This is a genomic window from Curtobacterium sp. USHLN213, assembly GCF_037144815.1.
Lineage (GTDB): Bacteria > Actinomycetota > Actinomycetes > Actinomycetales > Microbacteriaceae > Curtobacterium.
The window spans coordinates 248177-263986 of the sequence record NZ_JBBCYQ010000001.1 but is presented as its reverse complement, the minus strand read 5'-3'; the positions used below and the strand labels follow the sequence as shown (position 1 = coordinate 263986).

Here is a 15810-nt window from a genome sequence, read left to right as displayed (position 1 = left end):
CGTGAAGGAGAACAGTGGCAAAACCACGCGTACACGAGATCGCATCCGAACTCGGTGTCGACAGCAAGACCGCAATGGAGAAGCTCAAGGAACTCGGCGAGTTCGTCAAGGGCCCGAGCTCCAGTGTCGAACCCCCCGTCGCGCGCAAGCTCCGTGCTGCGCTGCAGGCTGACGGCGCCTCGGCGTCGAAGCCCGCTGCGGCACAGACCCCGAGCGCGCCGGCCAAGACCGCGGCGCCGAAGTCGGGCGCACCGAAGCCCGGCGGCCCCCGCCCGGGTCCGGCCCGTCCGGCACCCACCCCCGAGCCCGAGCCCGAGGTGCAGGCGCCCGCCGCCGACGTGCCGACCCCGGCCGCCCCGAAGTCCGTCGCCCAGCGACAGGCCGAGGCCGAGGCCGCTCGCAAGGCCGCCGCTGCCGAGAAGTCCGGCGACGCCGGCCCCGACGCAGCAGCCGAGCCGAAGGACGACGCCGTCAAGCCCGGCGGCGCTCCGAAGCCCGGTGCCGCAGCCGGCCCCAAGCCGGGTGGCCCGAAGCCGGGCGCACGCCCCGGCAACAACCCCTACGCGTCGAGCCAGGGCATGGGCTCGCGCCCGCCGCGTCCGGGCAACAACCCGTACTCGTCCAACCAGGGCATGGGCCAGCGCCCCGCCGCCGGCGCCGGTGGCGGCAACGGCATCCCGCGTCCGGCCCCGCCGCGTCCGGGTGCTCCCCGTCCGGGTGCTCCGCGTCCCGGTGGTCCCGGCCAGGCAGGCCGTCCGAACGGCTTCGGGCAGCGCCCGGGGCAGGGTGGCGGCGGTCGTGGCGGCCCCGGTGGTCGTCCGGGCGGTGCCGGTGGTGCCGGTGGCGGCTTCCCGCGTCCGGCCTTCAGCGGCCCGCGTCCCGCCGGTGGCGGTGGCCGCGGTCGTGGCCCCGGTGGCGGTACCGCTGGTGCGTTCGGTCGCGGTGGCGGCAAGAGCCGTGCCCGCAAGTCGAAGCGGACGAAGCGCGCCGAGTACGAGATGCGGCAGGCGCCGTCGCTCGGCGGTGTGCAGGTCCCTCGTGGCGACGGCAACACGGTCGTCCGTCTGCGTCGCGGTGCGAGCATCTCGGACTTCGCCGACAAGATCGACGCGAGCCCCGGCAACCTGGTGACGGTGCTGTTCCACCTCGGTGAGATGGCGACCGCGACCGAGTCGCTGGACGAGGCCACGTTCGAGGTCCTCGGCGAGGAGCTGGGCTACAAGATCCAGATCGTCTCGCCGGAAGACGAGGACAAGGAGCTCCTCGAGGGCTTCGACATCGACCTCGAAGCCGAGCTGGACGACGAGGACGACTCGGTGCTGCAGCAGCGGCCCCCGGTGGTCACCGTCATGGGTCACGTCGACCACGGCAAGACCCGCCTGCTCGACGCGATCCGCAACTCGAAGGTCGTCGAGGGTGAAGCCGGTGGCATCACCCAGCACATCGGTGCGTACCAGATCGTCACCGAGCACGAGGGCATCGAGCGCCCGATCACCTTCATCGACACCCCGGGTCACGAGGCCTTCACGGCCATGCGTGCCCGTGGTGCCCAGGTGACGGACATCGCGATCCTCGTGGTCGCGGCGGACGACGGCATCATGCCCCAGACGATCGAGGCACTGAACCACGCGCAGTCGGCCGGTGTGCCGATCGTGGTCGCGGTGAACAAGATCGACAAGGAAGGCGCGAACCCGGCCAAGGTCCGCCAGCAGCTCACCGAGTACAACCTGGTGGCTGAGGAGTACGGCGGCGACGTCATGTTCGTCGACGTGTCGGCTCGTCAGAACATCGGCATCCAGGACCTCCTGGACGCCGTGCTGCTCACGGCCGACGCCGGTCTCGACCTGCGTGCGAACCCCGACAAGGACGCCCGCGGTGTGGCGATCGAAGCACGCCTCGACAAGGGCCGTGGTTCGGTTGCGACCGTGCTCATCCAATCCGGCACACTGCACGTCGGCGACGCCATCGTGGCGGGGACGGCCTACGGCCGCGTCCGTGCGATGACCGACGAGAACGGCGTGGCGGTCAAGGCCGCGACGCCGAGCCGCCCGGTCCAGGTGCAGGGTCTGTCCTCGGTGCCCCGCGCCGGTGACACGTTCCTCGTCACCGAAGAGGACCGCACGGCACGTCAGATCGCCGAGAAGCGTGAAGCCGCCGAGCGCAACGCCCAGCTGGCCAAGGCCCGCAAGCGCATCTCGCTCGAGGACTTCACCCGTGCACTCGAAGAGGGCAAGGTCGACTCGCTCAACCTCATCATCAAGGGTGACGTCTCCGGTGCCGTCGAGGCACTCGAGCAGTCGCTCCTGGACATCGAGGTCGACGACAGCGTCCAGCTCCGGATCCTGCACCGCGGCGTCGGTGCGATCACGGAGTCGGACATCGACCTGGCCACGATCGACAACGCGATCGTCGTCGGCTTCAACGTCCGCCCGGACGTCAAGGCCCGCGAGCGTGCAGCGCGCGAAGGCATCGACGTGCGCTTCTACTCGGTCATCTACAACGCACTCGAGGACATCGAGCAGTCCCTCAAGGGCATGCTCAAGCCCGAGTACGAAGAGGTCCAGTCGGGTGTCGCCGAGATCCGCGAGGTGTTCCGCTCCTCGAAGTTCGGCAACATCGCGGGTGTCATCGTCCGCTCCGGCACGATCACGCGCAACGCCAAGGCGCGCGTCATCCGCGAAGGCGTGGTGCTCGCCGATGGTCTGGCCATCGAGTCGCTGCGTCGCTTCAAGGACGACGTGACCGAGGTCCGCACGGACTTCGAAGCCGGTATCGGTCTGGGCAAGTTCAACGACATCCAGATCGGCGACGAGATCGAGACCACCGAGCTCGTCGAGAAGCCGCGCGACTGATCGCGTGACTACCCTGGGCCCCGGCTTCCTTCACGGGAGGTCGGGGCCCAGCCCCGTTCCAGAGCAAGACATCTCCACAGGAGGCACCCATGGCCGATCCGCAGCGCGCACGCAAGATGGCGGACCGCATCAAGGAAGTCGTCGCACGCCGACTCGACAAGGGCCTTCGCGACCCGCGACTCGGGTTCGTGACGATCACCGACGTCCGTGTGACCGGTGACCTGCAGCACGCGTCGATCTTCTACACCGTGTACGGCACCGACGAGGAGCGTGCCGACTCCGCCGCGGCGCTCAAGGCCGCGACCGGGATGCTCCGGTCCGAGGTCGGCAAGAACATCACCGCTCGTCTGACCCCGTCGCTCGAGTTCATCGCCGACGCCCTGCCGGAGACCTCGGCGCACATGGAGGACCTGCTCGTGCAGGCCCAGGTGCGCGACGAGCAGGTCCGCGCAGCCGCGGCCGGCGCGACCTACGCCGGCGACGCCGACCCGTACAAGCACGACGAGGACGAGGACGAGGACGACGCCGACGCGGCGCGCGCCTGACCCGTCCGATCAGCCCTCTGGCAGCCGGTAGCCGCTCGCGTCGTCCCCGACGGCCAGTCCGTCGCGCAGGAGCGACGCGAGCGCCCGGTCCCGCTGCTCGGCGTCGGGCCACACCGGTTCGATCTCGTCGCGCGTGACGGGGACGTCGCTCGCGCGGAGCTCCGCCATGATGAGCCCGCGCACCTGCCGGTCGCTGCCGGCGAACTTCGCCTGCTTCGGCGCGCGTGGGCCCTCGTGCTCCGGGTAGCCGGCGGCCCGCCACGCGCAGCGGTCGGCGATCGGGCACGCGTCGCACGCGGGGGAGCGGGCGACGCAGACGAGCGCACCGAGCTCCATCACCGCGGCGTTCGTCGCTGCGGCGTCGTCACGGTCGTCCGGCAGCACCGACTCCATCAGCGGGAGGTCCTGCTTCGCCTTCGCCGGGCCCGGTTCGCCCTGGCCGAGCAGGGCGCGGGCGAGGACGCGCCGGACGTTCACGTCGACGACCGGGTGCCGGTCGCCGTACGCGAACACGGCGACCGCTCTGGCCGTGTAGTCCCCGATCCCGGGCAGCGCGAGCAGCGCGTCCACGTCCCGGGGCACCACGTTGTCGTGCTGCTCGGCGATCGCCGTCGCGGCCGCGTGCAGCGCGAGCGCCCGTCTCGGGTAGCCGAGCCGGTCCCAGGCACGCACCGCGTCCGCCGGGGGTGAGGCCGCGAGGTCCGCAGGCGTCGGCCAGCGGGTGAGCCACGCCTCCAGGCGGGGGACGACGCGCGCGACCTGGGTCTGCTGCAGCATGATCTCGCTGACCAGCGTGCCCCACGCGGGGAACCCGGGACGCCGCCACGGCAGGTCGCGCGCCTCGGCGCGGAACCACGCGATGAGCGGCGTCGCGATGTCCGTTCGTCGGGTCGCGTCCTGTGGACGGGTCGGGTTGTCCACATTCGGACTGGAGGCACGACTCGCGTTCACCACGACAGCCTACGGTGGGTGCATGGCACGTTGGGCACCCCAGGAGACCGACACCATGGCCGCGATCGCGGCCGAGGTGATCGCGCAGGTCGGCACGAACCGGACGGTCGTCGGCATCGACGGACAGGACGGCGTCGACCTCGAACGCGTGGCCTCCGGGCTCGTCGACGGCTTCCAGCAGCACGGGGTGTCCGCGATGGCCGCCGCCGCACCGTCGAGCGACGTCGACGCGTTGCGGGCCGACCTCGTCGCGCCGTTCCGGTCCACCGGCGAGGGCCCCGGCATCCTCGTGGTGCACGGACACGGGGTGCTGGCACACGGTGCCCACCGACTCTGGCGTTGGTCGCTGTGGGTGGAGCAGGAGTCCGGGCGCCTCGAGCGCCGCGCGGACGTCAAGATCGCCGCGTCCGCGGTGTTGGACGTCACCGACCCCGAGCACCCGCGTCGCGAGTGGAACGACGCCTGCTGAGTCGCCGGAGCGCTGGTAATCTCCTCTGGTGCTCGAAACCGCGCCCGACGGCATCCTCCTCGTCGACAAGCCGCAGGGGATCTCCAGCCACCGGGTCGTCTCCATCGCCCGACGTCGGCTGGGTCTGAAGAAGGTCGGCCACGCCGGCACGCTCGACCCGATGGCGACCGGCCTGCTCCTGCTCGGGATCGGCCCGTCGACCCGGCTCCTGACGCACCTCGTCGGGCTCGGCAAGACCTACACCGCCACGATCCGTCTCGGGGTCTCGACCGACTCGGACGACGCCGACGGGACCCCCACCGCAGCCGTGGGCACGTCCTCGGCGGACGTGTCCGAGGCCGCGGTCGAGCGGGCCGTCGCCGCGCAGCGCGGACAGATCTCGCAGGTGCCGTCGACCGTCAGCGCCATCAAGGTCGACGGCCGCCGCGCCTACGACCTCGCGCGCAAGGGTGAAGCGGTCGTCCTGCAGTCCCGGACCGTGACGGTGTCGCGGTTCGACGTCACCGGCCGGGGCGACCGCGTCGTCTCCGTCGACGGCGAGGACGTGGCCGTGATCGACCTCGACGTCGTCGTGTCGTGCTCGTCCGGCACCTACGTGCGCGCGCTGGCCCGTGACGTCGGCGCCGCACTCGGCACCGGCGCTCACCTCACCGCGCTCCGCCGCACCGAAGTCGGCCCCTTCAGCGTCGACGACGCGATCGACCTCGAGGACGAGTCCGTCGACGTCCGGGCCGCACTCGCCCGACCGGTCGACGTCGCCCGCACCCTGTTCCCGTCCGTGCCGCTCGACCCGGCCGCGGCGAAGGACCTCGCCGACGGCAAGCGCGTCGCGGCGGACCACCCCGACACCGACGGCCCGGTCGCGGCCGTCGCCACCGAGGGGGACCGGCTCGTCGGGCTCGTCTCGGTGCGTCGCGGACTGCTGCGCGTCATCACCAACTTCCCGACGGCATCGGGGGTGGGCGCGTGATCGAGTGGTTCATGTGGGTGCAGCTCGTCATCGCCGTGCTCGCCGGGCTCTTCGCGGTCGTCATGGGGTTCATCGGCTGGAAGCCGAACGACTACACGGTCGGGTCGCTCGCGCTCATCGAGCTGCTGCTCCTCGCCCAGGGTGTGATCTCCCTCGTCCTGCCGGCCACGGGCAGCCCGCCGGTCGGCAACGCGCTCGAGTTCGGCGTGTACGCGGTCTCGGTGCTCCTCGTCCCGCCGGCGACCATCGTCTGGGCGCTCATCGACCGGACGAAGTGGAGCACGGTGGTCCTCGGGGCCGGTGCGTTCACGGTCGCGGTGATGGTCTACCGGATGTACCAGATCTGGTTCGCCCTGAACTGACCCGCTCGCGTGCCCCCGGCGACTGCGCGTTCGTCGTGGTGCGTCATCGTGGCCGCCCGCCGTCGGTAGAATCGGTGCAATGGCGACCAGATCCTCCCTCGCGACCGGCATCGGCCGCGTCCTCATCGCCGTCTACGGCATCCTCGCGCTGGCAGCGACGGGACGCAGCGTCGTGCAGATCATCGAGAAGTTCTCGTTCGCACCGTTCGCGTACACCCTCAGCGCCGTCGCCGCGGTCGTGTACATCGTCGCGATGATCGCGCTCATCGTGCCGGGTCGGTTCTGGTACCGCGTGGCCTGCGTCACGATCGTCTTCGAGATGACCGGCGTGCTCGTGATCGGCACGCTGTCGCTCTTCGACCGGCAGCTGTTCCCCGACGACACCATCTGGTCGTACTACGGCATGGGTTACGCCTTCGCGCCGCTGGTGCTGCCGGTGGCCGGACTCTGGTGGCTCCGCAAGCACCACCGCACCGCCACCGCGACCGAGACGACCCCGTCCGCCGTACCGGCCGGCGAGTAGGGACCGACGTGCAGTACTACGACGACACCGCCGACGTGGCGCAGGGCTTCGGGCCGAGCGCGGTCACCATCGGGAAGTTCGACGGGGTCCACGTCGGGCACCGTGCGGTCATCGCGCACCTCGAGCGTGCGGCGCGCGAGCACGGCCTCGTGTCCACGGTCGTGACGTTCGACCGCCACCCGCTCGACGTGATCGACCCGGACAAGGTTCCGCCCGCCCTGACGAGCATCGCCCAGCGGCGCGAGCTGCTCGACGACGTCGGGGTCGACGCCACCCTGCTGCTCCGGTTCGACCACGAGCTCCAGTCGAAGGCGCCAGAGGCCTTCGTGTCCGAGATCCTCGTCGACACCCTGCACGCCCAGCTCGTGTTCGTCGGCAGCGACTTCCGGTTCGGGGCGAAGGGCGCCGGCGACGTCGCCCTCCTGCGCGCGCTGGGGGAGCAGCACGGCTTCACCGTCGAGCTCATCGACGACGTCGACCTGGTCGACGACGTCCGGCCGGACGGCGAGCGACGGGTGTCCTCGACGTGGATCCGCGAGCTCCTCGGGGACGGCCGCGTCGCCGAGGCCGCACGCCTGCTCGGTCGTGAACACGCGGTGCGGAGCGTCGTCGTGCACGGGAACGAGCGCGGTCGGGCGATGGGCTACCCGACGGCGAACCTCGACCCGGCGTCCGAGGGCTTCGTCCCCGCCGACGGCGTCTACGCCGCACGGGTCCTGCACGACGGCACGGTGTACCCGGCTGCCGTCTCGGTCGGCAACAACCCGACGTTCGAGGGCGTGCCGGCGAAGCAGATCGAGGCGCACCTGCTCGACGTGGACATCGACCTCTACGGCGACACGATCTCGGTGCTGTTCGTCTCGTACGTGCGGGGCATGGTGAAGTTCGACTCGATGGACGAGCTCGCCGAGCAGATGCGGCAGGACGACCGCGACATCCGGACGCTGCTGGGGCTCCCCGCCGTCGTCTGACCCGTTGTCGCAGTGTGCGAGGTTCCGGCCTCGGTGCGAGGGCATCCGCGTCCCACGGTGCGCGGGACCTCGCACACTGCGGACGTCCCCCAAGCCCTGCGACCGTACGACGAAGCCCCCGCGACCGAACGGTCGCGGGGGCTTCGTCGTACGGGCCGATCAGCCGCCGAGGGCGTCGAGCCAGATCTTGCGGGCGTCGAGCGCTTCCTGCGCGTCCTTGATCTTGCGGGCGTCGCCCGAGGCCTGGGCATCGGCGAGCTCCGCTTCGAGCTTGCCGATCGCGTCCTCGAGCTGGCTCGCGAGACCGGACTGACGGGCCTTGCGCTCCGGGTCGGACGCCTTCCAGTGCTCGTCCTCGAGGCTGCGCACGTGGTCCTCGACCGCGCGGAGACGGTCCTCGATGCGCCGGACGTCACCGCGGGGGACCTTGCCGATCTCGTCCCACCGGCGCTGGATGCCCGTGAGGGTCTTGCGTGCGGCTGCCCGGTCGGTGACCTTCAGGAGCGGCTCGGCCTCGGTCAGGAGCGCCTGCTTCGCTTCGAGGTTGGCCGAGTACTCGACGTTCTCGGCGGCGGCTTCGGCGTGGCGCTGCTCGAACAGCACGTCACCCGCGGCCTTGAAGCGCGCCCAGAGTGCGTCGTCGTGCCGCTTGCCGGCCCGCCCAGCGCCCTTCCAGTCGTCGAGCAGTTCGCGGTACGCCGGGATCGCGTCGGACCCGCGGGGAGCGAGCGCCTCGGCCTGCTGGACGAGCTCCTGCTTGCGGTTGCGGGCGTCGCGGTGCTGCGCGTCGAGCTCGGAGTAGAACGCGCGACGGTGCTGGTCGACGGTCGAGCGGGCCGCGCGGAAACGCTTCCAGAGCTCGTTCGCCTCGTTCTTGGGGATGCGCGGGCCGTCGTGCTGGTGCTGCTGCCACCGCGCGAAGACGTCGTCGAGCTGCGCGGTGATCTGCTTCCACTGCGCCCGTGCCGGGTCGACCGCGGCGAGGGCCTCGGCTTCTTCCACCAGGGCGGTGCGGTGCGCCAGGGCGTCCGCGAGGGCCTGCTGTGCCTGCTCGGCCTGCTCCTTCGTCAGGGAGCCGAGCTGCTCGGTCAGGGCGGCGACGCGGGTCTCGAGCGACTTGAGGTCACCGACGACCCGGGCCTCGGCCACGAGGGCCTGCAGGTGCTCCACCGTGCGGGCGACGTCGTTCGCCGAGGCACCACGCTGGACGCGCTGCTCGGCGATCTTCACCTGCCCCTCGAGGTCGGCGTACTTCCGCGCGAAGTAGGCGAGGGCTTCGTCGGGTGTCGCGTCCGGGTACTCACCGACGGCTTTCTCGGTGTCCTCGTACCGGACGTACACCGTCCCGTTCTCGTCGACCCGCCCCCAGGTCGTTGCTTCGTCAGGTCCCACAGGTCTCGCCTCGATCGTGGTCGTGCATCACCGACGTCGCCGTCGGCACGGTCAGGTCGTCAGCCTATTGCACGGAGAGCATCTGCGACCCGCCGGGTCGGCGCGCCTGTGGACTACTTCTCCTGCTCGATCGTCGCGCCGGTGATCTTGGTCGCCACCTTCGGCTCGCCGGTGCCGTCGCTGCCGGCGGAGGCGATGCCCTTCGACGTGATCTTCGACTCGAGTTCGTCGAGGCCGCTGGTGACCTTCCCGACGACGGTGTAGCCGCCGGTGGAGCCGTCCAGCGTGGTGTCGCCGTAGACGATGAAGAACTGCGTGGTCTGCGAGTACGCCGACGAGCTGCGGGCGATCGCGATGGTCCCCTTGGTGTACTTGCCGTCGCTCGGGACGTTCTCGAGCGGGCCGTACTGGAAGCCGGCGTCACCCGTGCCGTCGCCGTTCGCGGAGCCGCACTGCAGGAACTCGAACCCGGTGCTGTCGGCGAGTCGGTGGCAGGTGGTGCCGTTGTAGAACTGCTCCTGGATGAGCTTGATCTCGACGCTCGCGGCCTGGGGCGCCTTCTCGCCGTCCAGCTCGATGCCGAGCTTCACGTCCTTGTTGAGGGTGAGCGACCCGGTCCAGGTGGAGTCCTTCGCGATGGACTTGCTCGGGACGTCACCCGTGTTCGCGGCGGTGGCACTCGCGGACGGGGTCGGCGTCGCGGTCGCGGAGGCACTCGCGCTCGCGTCCGCCCCGCCGCCCTGCGACCCGGCGAAGGCGAGCTGCGAACCGGTCGCCAACGCCGTGACGAGGACGAGGACACCGGCGCCGACGACGTTGTCCCGCACCCGGCGACGCCGCTGCCGTTCGTGCAGGCCCTGCCGTGCCGTGTAGAGGCGGAGGCGCTCGCGCGCCTCCCGGTTGTCACGCGCCTGGTTCTTCGGTGCCACGGTGCTGGTCGTACCTCTCGTCGAGTGTGCGACGAGCGTACTGTAAACGGCCCTGTCGGAGGCCTGGAGGCACGCCCCTGTCGGTGGGTCGGCCTACGATTGGTCCCATGGCAGCGGACCGTTCGGGCATGCGTGCGCCCACCACCGGCGGTCGCGCCGGGCTGGCGCAGGGGTCCGTCCCGCTCGCGGTGCGGATGCGGCCGACCAGCCTCGACGAGGTCGCCGGCCAGCAGCACCTGCTCGGCCGCGGCAGCCCCCTCGTGCAGCTCGCGACGGGCACGCGCGAGAACCCCGGCGGCGTCTCGGTGATCCTGTGGGGACCGCCCGGCACCGGCAAGACGACCCTGGCGCAGGCGATCGCGCGGCAGTCCGGTCGCGAGTTCGTCGAGCTGTCGGCCGTGACCGCCGGCGTGAAGGACGTGCGCGAGGTCATGGAGAAGGCGCTCACGCACCGCGACCTCTACGGATCGACCACGGTCCTCTTCCTCGACGAGATCCACCGCTTCAGCAAGGCCCAGCAGGACGCCCTGCTGCCCGGCGTCGAGAACGGTTGGGTCATCCTCATCGCGGCGACGACCGAGAACCCGTCGTTCTCGGTCATCTCGCCGCTGCTGTCCCGCTCCCTGCTGCTCACGCTCAAGCCCCTCACCGACGAGGACCTCGGCATGCTCGTCGACCGCGCGGTCGAGGACCCGCGGGGCCTCGGCGGATCGGTCGTCCTCGGCGACGAGGCCCGCAGCGCCATCGTGCGGCTGTCCTCGGGCGACGCCCGTCGGGCTCTCACCGCGCTCGAGGCCGCGGCGTCCTCGGCCGTCGCAGCGCAGGCCGACGACGACGCGGACGGGACCCTCGACGGTGTCGACACCGTCCCGGTCGTCGACGCCGACACCGTCGCCGCAGCGGTCGACCGGGCACTGCTCCGCTACGACCGCCAGGGCGACGAGCACTACGACGTCATCAGCGCGTTCATCAAGTCGGTCCGGGGGAGCGACGTCGACGCCGCACTCCACTACCTGGCGCGCATGATCGAGGCGGGCGAGGACCCGCGGTTCATCGCCCGTCGCATCATCATCTCGGCGTCCGAGGACATCGGCATGGCCGATCCGCAGGCCCTGCCCATCGCCGTCGCGGCCGCACAGGCGGTCCAGCTCATCGGCATGCCCGAGGGCCGGATCCCCCTGGCCGAGGCGGTCGTCTACCTGGCGACCGCGCCCAAGTCGAACGCGGCCTACAACGGGGTGAACGCTGCGATCGCCGACGTCAAGGCCGGGCGGCTCGGGGTCGTGCCGATGCACCTCCGCGACGCCCACTACCCCGGCGCGAAGCGGCTCGGCCACGGCAAGGGCTACGTCTACTCGCACGACGCCGAGCACGGTGTCGCCGAGCAGCAGTACCTGCCCGACGCGCTCGAGGGCACCGAGTACTACACCCCGACGGCGAACGGCTTCGAGCGCGAGGTCGGGCCGCGACTCGAGCGCCTCCGGAAGATCACCCGCGGCGAGTAGTGGCCGCCCCGAGTTCCTGCTAGCATTGCCGGGCCTACGTCCTGGTCCTCGAGCACGGCTGCGTCGAGGACAGAGTGCCACTCCGGTGGTACGGGGGCAGAGGTTCGGACTGTAGCCGTCCGATCCCACAGGCTCATCCCTCTGGATCCCGTCGTCGGGACCGATCCCTTCTGTGTGTCTCGTTGCCCACGGTCGGACCGATCCCCTCGAGTCATTCAGTTCAGACAGAGAAAAGGACCCTGTGTCTACCAAGTCACGTACCCGCAGCAAGACCCGCCTCTCGCGCGCGCTCGGCATCCCGCTGACGCCGAAGGCGGCCCGTTACCTCGAGAAGCGCCCCTACGGCCCCGGTGAGCACGGCCGCACCCGCCGTCGTGCGGACAGCGACTACGCCGTCCGCCTCCGTGAGAAGCAGCGTCTGCGCGCCCAGTACGGCATCCGCGAGAAGCAGCTCCGCATCGTCTTCGAAGAGGCCCGCAAGACGAAGGGCCTGACCGGTGAGAACCTGGTCGAGCTCCTCGAGCAGCGCCTCGACGCCCTCGTGCTCCGTGCCGGCTTCGCCCGCACCACCGCGCAGGCCCGTCAGCTGATCGTGCACCGTCACATCCTGGTCGACGGCAAGCTCGTCGACCGTCCGTCCTTCCGCGTGAAGGAGGGGCAGCTCATCCACGTGAAGCAGCGCTCCGAGTCCCTCGAGCCCTTCCAGGTCGCCGCCGCCGGTGGGCACCAGGAAGTCCTGCCGAAGGTCCCGGGCTACCTCGAGGTCGAGATCGACAAGCTCCAGGCCCGCCTGGTCCGTCGCCCGAAGCGCGCCGAGGTCCCCGTGACCTGTGAAGTGCAGCTCGTCGTCGAGTACTACGCAGCTCGCTGATCCACTGATCACACCCGAACGGCGGGTCGTCCTCTCACGAGGGCGGCCCGCCGTTCGGCGTCGGTGGCCGGTGTCGTCGGTAAGATCGTCTGGGCACGCACCGCTCGCGTGCACAAGAGGGAGAGGCACCGTGAAGCAGCTGTTCTTCGTCGCCGTCGGCGTCGTCATCGGGTTCGCCGTCGCGCACAAGGTCGCGAACACCCCCGGTGGCGCGCGGTTCTTCGCCGACGTGAACGCTCGCGCGGAAGCCTTCCGTGGTGCCGTCGCCGAGGGCTACCGCTCTCGCGAGGCCGAGCTCCGCACCGACGTCTGACCGACGACCCCTCCCACGCACACGACCTGAAACCAGGAAGCACCATGCAGACCGCAGAGATCCGCCGCCGTTGGCTCCAGTTCTTCGGTGACCGCGGCCACACCGTCGTCCCGTCCGCCTCGCTCGTCTCGGACGACCCTTCGCTCCTGTTCACGGTCGCCGGCATGGTGCCGTTCATCCCGTACCTGACCGGGCTCGTCCCCGCGCCGTACCCCCGCGCCACGAGTGTCCAGAAGTGCATCCGCACGAACGACATCGAAGAGGTCGGCAAGACCCCGCGGCACGGCACGTTCTTCCAGATGAACGGCAACTTCTCGTTCGGCGACTACTTCAAGGAGCAGGCGATCGAGTACGCCTGGCAGTTCCTGACGACGCCCGAGCCGGACGGTGGGCTCGGCTTCTCGCCCGACGACCTCTGGGTCACCGTGTACGAGGACGACGACGAGGCGATCGCCTTCTGGAAGCAGCACTCCTCGCTCCCCGACGAGCGGATCCAGCGGCTCGGCAAGGACACCAACTACTGGTCGACCGGGCAGCCCGGGCCGGCGGGCCCCTGCTCCGAGATCTTCTTCGACCGCGGTCCGGAGTACGGCATCGACGGCGGTCCGGCGACCGACGACGACCGCTACGTCGAGATCTGGAACCTCGTGTTCATGCAGTACCAGATCGCCGACGTCCGTTCGAAGTACGACTTCGAGATCACGGGCGAGCTGCCGAACAAGAACATCGACACGGGCATGGGGCTCGAGCGCGTCGCCTTCATCAAGCAGGGCGTCGACAACATGTACGAGATCGACCAGGTGCGCCCGGTCCTCGACGAGGCGGCGGCGATCTCCGGTCGTCGGTACGGCGCCGTGCACGAGGACGACGTCCTCATGCGCGTCATCGCGGACCACGTCAGGTCGGCGCTCATGCTCATCGCCGACGGCGTCTCCCCGTCGAACGAGGGCCGCGGCTACATCCTCCGCCGCCTGCTCCGCCGCACCGTGCGCGCGATGCGCCTGCTCGGCGTCGAGGGCGCGACCTTCCCCCGGCTCTTCCCCGCGTCGCGCGACGCCATGCGCGACGCCTACCCCGACGTCGGCAGCGACTACGACCGCATCGCGCGCATCGCCTACGCGGAAGAGGAGACCTTCCTCCGCACGCTCGCGCAGGGCACGACGATCCTCGACGTCGCGGTCGAGCGCGCGAAGCAGGACGGCGCGCCCTCGATCGGCGGGGACACGGCGTTCCTCCTGCACGACACCTTCGGCTTCCCGATCGACCTCACGATGGAGATGGCTGAGGAAGCCGGCGTCCAGGTCGACCGGTCCGCGTTCGAGACCCTGATGTCCGAGCAGCGGGCGCGGGCGAAGGCGGACGCCAAGAGCAAGAAGACCGCACTCGCCGACCTCAGCGTCTACAGCGCGTTCCGGGCGAAGGGCGAGACCGTCTTCCTCGGCTACGACGCGCTCGAGGCCGAGACGAACATCCTCGGCATCATCGTGGGCGGCGTGAGCGTCGACCGTGCGGTCGCGGGCGACATCGCCGAGGTCATCCTCGGCCAGACCTCCCTCTACGCCGAGTCCGGTGGTCAGGACGCCGACCAGGGCTCGATCGTCGGCAACGGCTTCGACCTCGAGGTGCTCGACGTCCAGCGTCCCGTCGCCGGTCTGTGGAGCCACACGGTCCAGGTGCGCTCGGGCGAGGTCGGTGTCGGTGCGCCGGCGACGACCGTGGTCGACGCCGAGTACCGCCGCGGTGCGACCCAGGCGCACTCGGCGACGCACCTCGTGAACGCCGCACTGCGCGACATCCTCGGCCCGGAGGCGCTCCAGGCCGGTTCGTACAACAAGTCGGGCTACATGCGGCTCGACTTCTCGTGGTCGCAGCCGGTCTCGCTCGAGACCCGTTCCGAGATCGAGGAGGTCGTGAACAACGCGATCCGCTCCGACCTCGAGGTCTCGACGCGCGTGCTCCCGCTCGACGAGGCCAAGTCGCTCGGCGCGCAGGCGCTGTTCGGCGAGAAGTACGGCTCCGAGGTCCGCATGGTCGACATCGGCGGCCCGTGGTCCCGTGAGCTCTGCGGTGGCACGCACGTGGCGTCCAGCGCCCAGGTCGGGCTCGTCAACCTCGTGGGGGAGTCGAGCGTCGGTTCGACCAACCGCCGCGTCGAGGCGCTCGTCGGGCTCGAGGGCTTCCGCGACCTCGCCGTCGAGCGGACCATCGTGTCCCAGCTGTCGAGCGCGCTCAAGGCCCCCCGAGAGGACCTGCCGACCCGCGTGCAGTCCCTGATGGAGGACCTGCGGACGGCGCAGAAGCGCGTCGCCGAGTTCGAGTCCGCCAACCTCCAGCAGCGCGTCCCGGCGATCGCACGCCAGGCGACGACGGTGGGCGCGACGACCGTCGTGGCCGAGTCCGTCCAGGGACTCCAGTCCGGTGACGACCTCCGCGCGCTCGCGACCGGTGTCCGCAGCCAGCTCGGCGACGGTGCCGCCGTCGTGGTGCTCGGCGCGGTCATCAACGACAAGCCGGTGGTCATCGTCGCGACGAACGACGCCGCCCGCGCCGCCGGTGTGCAGGCGGGACCGCTCGCGAAGGAGGCCGCCGGCGTCCTCGGTGGTGGTGGCGGCGGCAAGCCGGACCTCGCGCAGGGCGGTGGCACCGACGCGTCCGCGCTCCCGGCGGCCCTCCGCGCGGTCACCGACCGGCTCGCGGCCTGATCGTGGCGATCCGTTCCGGGCGCCGGCTCGGTGTCGACGTCGGCCGCGCCCGGATCGGGGTCGCCGTGTGCGACCGTGACGGGCTCCTCGCGACGCCCGTCGAGACCGTCGCCCGGCACGACGCCACGGACGTCCGGCGGATCCTCGAGATCGCGGAGGAGTACGACGTCCTCGAGATCGTCGTCGGGCTGCCGCTCTCGATGTCGGGCGGAGACACCCCGTCCACGGCGGACGCCCGGGAGTTCGCCGGGCGCCTGGCGGAACACCGTCCGGTGCGCCTGGTCGACGAACGACTCTCGACCGTGACGGCCCAGCGCGGCCTGCACCAGGCCGGCAAGAACACGAAGAAGTCCCGCGCCGTGATCGACCAAGCGGCCGCTGTTATCATTCTGCAACACGCGCTCGACCACGAGCGTGCGGCCAGTGCCCCACCCGGGGCCACGCTCCCCTGAAAC

Annotated in this window: 15 protein-coding genes; 12 read left to right on the top strand and 3 right to left on the bottom strand. The window is 70.9% G+C overall.

What is annotated here, in order from left to right:
• Window positions 1–14 precede the first annotated feature (14 nt).
• A complete protein-coding gene (infB, locus tag WFH25_RS01195; RefSeq protein ID WP_336696551.1) occupies window positions 15–2852 on the top strand; it encodes a translation initiation factor IF-2 in 2838 nt (945 codons plus the stop codon).
• Window positions 2853–2941: 89 nt separating this feature from the next.
• Window positions 2942–3397, top strand: a complete 456-nt coding sequence (gene rbfA / locus WFH25_RS01190) for a 30S ribosome-binding factor RbfA (RefSeq protein ID WP_071303737.1) — start codon at window positions 2942–2944, stop codon at window positions 3395–3397.
• A 9-nt stretch (window positions 3398–3406) separates the two neighbouring features.
• Here the strand turns inward: rbfA and WFH25_RS01185 are convergent, their stop codons facing one another.
• Window positions 3407–4318, bottom strand: coding sequence for an A/G-specific adenine glycosylase (locus tag WFH25_RS01185; protein WP_229085017.1), 912 nt, complete (start codon window positions 4316–4318; stop codon window positions 3407–3409).
• Window positions 4319–4370: 52 nt separating this feature from the next.
• Between WFH25_RS01185 and WFH25_RS01180 the strand changes: the two genes are divergently transcribed.
• The 5 genes from WFH25_RS01180 to WFH25_RS01160 all read left to right on the top strand — a co-directional run bounded on the left by WFH25_RS01180 (window position 4371) and on the right by WFH25_RS01160 (window position 7643).
• A complete protein-coding gene (locus WFH25_RS01180; protein ID WP_092386977.1) occupies window positions 4371–4817 on the top strand; it encodes a hypothetical protein in 447 nt (148 codons plus the stop codon).
• Window positions 4818–4845: 28 nt separating this feature from the next.
• Window positions 4846–5787, top strand: a complete 942-nt coding sequence (gene truB, locus WFH25_RS01175) for a tRNA pseudouridine(55) synthase TruB (RefSeq protein WP_071296262.1) — start codon at window positions 4846–4848, stop codon at window positions 5785–5787.
• Window positions 5784–6149, top strand: a complete 366-nt coding sequence (locus tag WFH25_RS01170) for a hypothetical protein (RefSeq protein WP_261647015.1) — start codon at window positions 5784–5786, stop codon at window positions 6147–6149. Before truB ends, WFH25_RS01170 begins: the two co-directional genes overlap by 4 nt.
• Window positions 6150–6228: 79 nt before the next feature.
• On the top strand, window positions 6229–6672 hold the full coding sequence (locus WFH25_RS01165) for a hypothetical protein (protein ID WP_070416263.1): 444 nt from the start codon (window positions 6229–6231) through the stop codon (window positions 6670–6672).
• 8 nt (window positions 6673–6680) lie between these two features.
• On the top strand, window positions 6681–7643 hold the full coding sequence (locus WFH25_RS01160; protein ID WP_336696550.1) for a bifunctional riboflavin kinase/FAD synthetase: 963 nt from the start codon (window positions 6681–6683) through the stop codon (window positions 7641–7643).
• A 159-nt stretch (window positions 7644–7802) separates the two neighbouring features.
• On the opposite strand, the gene WFH25_RS01155 is transcribed toward WFH25_RS01160, so the two are convergent.
• On the bottom strand, window positions 7803–9035 hold the full coding sequence (locus WFH25_RS01155) for a DUF349 domain-containing protein (RefSeq protein ID WP_261647014.1): 1233 nt from the start codon (window positions 9033–9035) through the stop codon (window positions 7803–7805).
• A gap of 113 nt (window positions 9036–9148) precedes the next feature.
• Window positions 9149–9964, bottom strand: coding sequence for a peptidylprolyl isomerase (locus WFH25_RS01150; protein ID WP_336696549.1), 816 nt, complete (start codon window positions 9962–9964; stop codon window positions 9149–9151).
• 128 nt (window positions 9965–10092) lie between these two features.
• On the opposite strand from WFH25_RS01150, the gene WFH25_RS01145 reads away from it, so the two are divergent.
• The 5 genes from WFH25_RS01145 (at window position 10093) to ruvX (ending at window position 15807) form a co-directional block, all read left to right on the top strand.
• Window positions 10093–11469: a replication-associated recombination protein A gene (locus WFH25_RS01145; RefSeq protein WP_031261054.1), complete on the top strand. Its 1377-nt coding sequence runs from the start codon at window positions 10093–10095 to the stop codon at window positions 11467–11469.
• A gap of 241 nt (window positions 11470–11710) precedes the next feature.
• On the top strand, window positions 11711–12340 hold the full coding sequence (rpsD, locus tag WFH25_RS01140) for a 30S ribosomal protein S4 (protein WP_058726527.1): 630 nt from the start codon (window positions 11711–11713) through the stop codon (window positions 12338–12340).
• Between the two features lie 130 nt (window positions 12341–12470).
• Window positions 12471–12653, top strand: coding sequence for a hypothetical protein (locus WFH25_RS01135; RefSeq protein ID WP_070416260.1), 183 nt, complete (start codon window positions 12471–12473; stop codon window positions 12651–12653).
• A gap of 44 nt (window positions 12654–12697) precedes the next feature.
• Window positions 12698–15355 (top strand): alanine--tRNA ligase, encoded by a 2658-nt coding sequence (gene alaS / locus WFH25_RS01130; protein WP_336696548.1) that lies wholly within the window; start codon window positions 12698–12700, stop codon window positions 15353–15355.
• Window positions 15355–15807 (top strand): Holliday junction resolvase RuvX, encoded by a 453-nt coding sequence (gene ruvX / locus WFH25_RS01125; protein ID WP_092386988.1) that lies wholly within the window; start codon window positions 15355–15357, stop codon window positions 15805–15807. The genes alaS and ruvX overlap by 1 nt, the downstream gene beginning before the upstream one ends.
• Window positions 15808–15810: the final 3 nt, after the last annotated feature.

What these genes read in the sequence shown, in the direction of transcription:
- rbfA (WP_071303737.1), top strand. Translation starts at nt 2,942, where the DNA reads ATGGCCGATCCGCAGCGCGCACGCAAGATGGCGGACCGCATCAAGGAA.
- WFH25_RS01180 (WP_092386977.1), top strand. Translation starts at nt 4,371, where the DNA reads ATGGCACGTTGGGCACCCCAGGAGACCGACACCATGGCCGCGATCGCG.
- WFH25_RS01165 (WP_070416263.1), top strand. Translation starts at nt 6,229, where the DNA reads ATGGCGACCAGATCCTCCCTCGCGACCGGCATCGGCCGCGTCCTCATC.
- WFH25_RS01145 (WP_031261054.1), top strand. Translation starts at nt 10,093, where the DNA reads ATGCGTGCGCCCACCACCGGCGGTCGCGCCGGGCTGGCGCAGGGGTCC.
- alaS (WP_336696548.1), top strand. Translation starts at nt 12,698, where the DNA reads ATGCAGACCGCAGAGATCCGCCGCCGTTGGCTCCAGTTCTTCGGTGAC.